5 protein-coding genes are annotated in these 3,596 nt (G+C 71.9%); 3 read left to right on the top strand and 2 right to left on the bottom strand.

Annotated features, from left to right (window positions below):
- A partial coding sequence (locus tag KBX53_RS26255; RefSeq protein ID WP_210862195.1) for a transglutaminase domain-containing protein occupies positions 1–594 on the bottom strand: 594 nt, incomplete at its 3' end.
- 65 nt (positions 595–659) lie between these two features.
- Here KBX53_RS26255 and KBX53_RS26250 point away from each other — a divergent pair.
- Positions 660–1,250, top strand: coding sequence for an N-acetyltransferase (locus tag KBX53_RS26250; RefSeq protein WP_210862193.1), 591 nt, complete (start codon positions 660–662; stop codon positions 1,248–1,250).
- A gap of 141 nt (positions 1,251–1,391) precedes the next feature.
- Here the strand turns inward: KBX53_RS26250 and KBX53_RS26245 are convergent, their stop codons facing one another.
- Complete coding sequence (locus tag KBX53_RS26245; RefSeq protein WP_210862191.1) at positions 1,392–1,982, bottom strand: GrpB family protein; 591 nt, start codon at positions 1,980–1,982, stop codon at positions 1,392–1,394.
- Between the two features lie 165 nt (positions 1,983–2,147).
- Between KBX53_RS26245 and KBX53_RS26240 the strand changes: the two genes are divergently transcribed.
- On the top strand, positions 2,148–2,480 hold the full coding sequence (locus tag KBX53_RS26240; protein WP_210862190.1) for a PadR family transcriptional regulator: 333 nt from the start codon (positions 2,148–2,150) through the stop codon (positions 2,478–2,480).
- On the top strand, positions 2,474–3,484 hold the full coding sequence (locus tag KBX53_RS26235; protein WP_210862188.1) for a hypothetical protein: 1,011 nt from the start codon (positions 2,474–2,476) through the stop codon (positions 3,482–3,484). Before KBX53_RS26240 ends, KBX53_RS26235 begins: the two co-directional genes overlap by 7 nt.
- Positions 3,485–3,596 lie beyond the last annotated feature (112 nt).

Raw genomic sequence — 3,596 nt, 5'->3', positions numbered from 1 at the left:
CCAGGCGCCGTGGACCGGCAGGTCGGGAGCCACGCCGTAGACGTCGGGATCGGTCGCCCCCGCCCGGTACGCCGACCACACCCGCGCCGCCGAATCGAAGAGACCCGCCCCCGGATCGATGTCGTAGCCGTCGAACCGCCAGTCGCCAGCCGGGTCGAGCTCCGGGTCCGCCCAGACCCAGCGGTGGCCGTTCCAGTACTCGACCAGGACGTGATCGTGATGCCAGCCGGGCGTGAAGTAGGAGGCGAAGCCGACCCGGCTGCGGCTGGGAATGCCGTGCTGGCGCAGGATCGCGACCGACAGCAGTGTGTGGTCCCGGCAGCAGCCGGCCACCCGTTCGGCTGCCGGGCGCCCGCTCGTGAGCGGCAGGGGAAAACGGGACTGGTCGGTGTCGAGGATGCGGTCCACCCAACGGTGGTTCACCTCCTCCAGCCGGTCGTCGGGCAGCTCCACGCCGCCGGCCCGGTAGTGGACGATCACGTTGCGGACGGTCGCCGCCACGGTGGGGATGTCGGTCGCCACGGCGTCGAGGAGCCCGCCGTGCCGGCCGGGAGCGCTGTAGGGGGAGTGGTTTCGGTAGTCATCGAGGTTCATGGCAGCAGTCTTCGGCCCGCCACCGTGTCAGGGTCAAGGCGCATTTCCGGCTAGGGTCGACTGCTGTGACAACGCCCGAGATCACCATCGCCACCCCAGCCGACCGCGACGCGGTGGTCGGTTCGCTGGTCGCCGCGTTCGTCAAGGATCCCGTGCTGCGGTTCCTGTTCCCGGACGAGGAGACCTACCCGCGCTACGCCGCCATCTTCTTCGGGAACCTCTTCGACAAGCGGGTGCACTGGTCGTCGATCTGGACGATCGGTGCCGGCGCGTCCGCCGCCATCTGGGAGCCGCCGGCGGTCGAGCAGCCGGGCATCGTGCCGGCCGTCGTGTCCGGGTCGCCGAAGGAAGATCCCTACCCGGCCGACGTGCTGGCCCGGGTGCAGGGCTACGACGACACCGTGCACGACGCCCTGCCGACGTACCCGTTCTGGTATCTCGGTGTCCTGGGCACCCACCCCGACAGCGCCGGACGCGGTTGGGGTCGGGCCGTCATGCGGGCCGGGCTGGCTCGTGCCGCCGCCGACGGCCTGCCGGCGATCCTGGAGACCAGCAACCCGGGCAACGTCGAGCTGTACCGCCGGGCCGGCTGGGAGGTGGTGGGCTCCCTGTCCGAGCCGGTGCCCACCTGGATCATGCAGCAGCCGCCGCGCTGAAACGTCACGATTGGGGGATCAACCCCGGACCGTCGGCTGGCGGTCTGCACCCGCGGCCCACCGCCCGATCTTGGACACTTTCCGTTAGTAGTAACGGAAACTGTCCAAGATCTGCGCGTGGCCGTCGGCGACGTGAGGTCATCAGGCGGCGAAGACGCGGGCGTAGATCTCGTCGATCACGTCGTTCTTCGCCAGGCTGTAGTCGCGGGGCCGGTGCGCCGTGTCGCGCGCGAGGCGGCGCTTGGTCTCGGCGTACCGCTTCCGGTCGTCCGGATGCGAGCGCAGCCAGTCGCGGAAGAGCCGGTGCCGGACCGGCTCGGGCGCGCCCTGCGGCCAGACATGCAGGTTGACGTCCTCGGCCGGGCCGACGAGCATCCGATGCCCGTGCCACCAGGGCTCGCGCAGGACGAGCCGGTACCCGAGCCGCTCCAGCGCGGGGAGATAGGCAGGCTCCGTCGCGGTGTCCTCGACGGTGAGGTCGACGTCGATGATCGGTTTGGCCGCCAGCCCCGGCACCGCCGTGGACCCCACGTGTTCCACACCGAGGGCCACGTCGCCCAGCGCTTCGACGATCGACGTGCGGACGGCGGCGAATCGCTGCGCCCAGGCCGGGTCGTACTCCTCGATGACGATGGACGCCCAGGTCCGGGGCGGCTCGCCGACCAGGCCGGCGTCGACTTGTTCGGGGGTGGCGTGGAAGCGCTGCACGACGTCCTGCGGGTACTCGGCCACGTCAACCTCCTCGGAAGAAGCAAAGTCCGCCAGACTACGTGACCGCCGCGCCGCCAGCCGACCGCGCGGTGCGGCGGCGACGCCACGACGATCGATGCGGCCCCACCCGACCGACGCGCGGAGAAGGTGCTCCCACCCTATGTAGAGTTCCGATACAGTGGTCGGATGCGGATCACGATTCCGGTCGCGAAGGTGCTCGCGGCGCTGCTCGCCGAGCCCGACGAGCAGCACTACGGGCTGGACCTGATGCGACTGACCGGCCTGCCCAGCGGCACCCTCTACCCGGTGCTGCACCGGCTGCAGGGGGCCGGCTGGCTGGCCTCCGACTGGGAGGCGATCGACCCCGCCACGGCCGGCCGACCGGCTCGCCGCTACTACCGGCTGACCGCCGAAGGCGTGGCGCAGGCCCGACGGACGCTCGCCGAGCTGCGGGCCGCGATCCCCGACGGTCGTCCGTCCTGGGGCGGCACCGAACCCACCGGGGCGCCAGCGTGGTGACCCGCCGGGCCGCCGAGCTGCTGCTGGAGTTGGCCGCCCGGCGCTGGCCGGCCGAGGTCCGCGACGACCTGCGCCGCGAATGGGCCGCCGAGCTGCACGTGCTCGCCGAGACGGGTCGTTGGACGACGATGGTCGGCTTCGCGGCGAGCCTCGCCGTCAGTCGTGCCGGTGCCCCGCTCGTCGACCGCACCCTGATGCGTGGTCGAACCGGCCGCACTGTCGCCGCGTTACTGCTGTCCCCGATCGCCTGCGTCGGGATCGTGGCCGTCGGTGCGTTGGTGATGTTCCCGGTCTACAACTGGTTGATGTTCCGGGCAGGTTGGGCGGAGCGGGCGCAGAAGCCGATCTGGACGACTGTCGTCATCGTGCTGGCGGTCGTGTTGGCGGTGTTCGCTGCCCGCTGGGCCCGGCACACCGCCCTCGCCAGTCCGTTGCGCATAGCGCTCGGCGTGGTCATCCCGCTCGGCGCGGCCGTCATCCTGTTCGTGCGCGTCACCAGTCCCGAGAGCCTGGCCGGCGCCGTACCCGGTCTGTTGCTCTGGTTGGCCGGCCTGACCCTCGCCCTCTGGGCCGCGGCGAGCCTCGCCGCCCGGGGTCGCCTCCGCGCCGCCTGGTGGGTGGGCGTCCTCGGCGCGCTCGTCGCCGCCGACCTCGCGGTGATCCTCCCCGTCGTCGACACCTACCCGGGCGGAATCGGCGCCGGTCCGGTGATCGAGGCACGGGAACGCGTCGACCCGATCTCCGCGCCGCTGTGGCTCTTCGCCTGCTGGACGGACTGGAACTTCGGCCTGCCCCGGCCGATCCAGTGGGAGATCTTCCTGATCACCAACCGGGTGCTGGTGGAGCCCATGCTCTACCTGGCCTGCATGCCGTACGCGCTCGCCTACACCATCCGGGCGGCCCGGTTCGCGCCCGCCGCTCTGGGGGCGACGCGCAGCGCCACCGGCTGGACGTCCACGTCGAGCCGAAAGCCCAACCCGGGCACCCGAGCGGCGAACGGGTGAACGCCACGCGCGCAACCACCGGAGCGCCGGCATGCTGACCCGTCGGATCGCCGAGCTGCTGCTGGGGCTGGCCGCGCGCCGCTGGCCGGCCGAGGTCCGCGACGACCTGCGC

Source organism: Micromonospora sp. M51, assembly GCF_018070305.1.
GTDB lineage: Bacteria > Actinomycetota > Actinomycetes > Mycobacteriales > Micromonosporaceae > Micromonospora > Micromonospora parva.
This window is presented reverse-complemented; position numbering and strand designations above follow the sequence as displayed.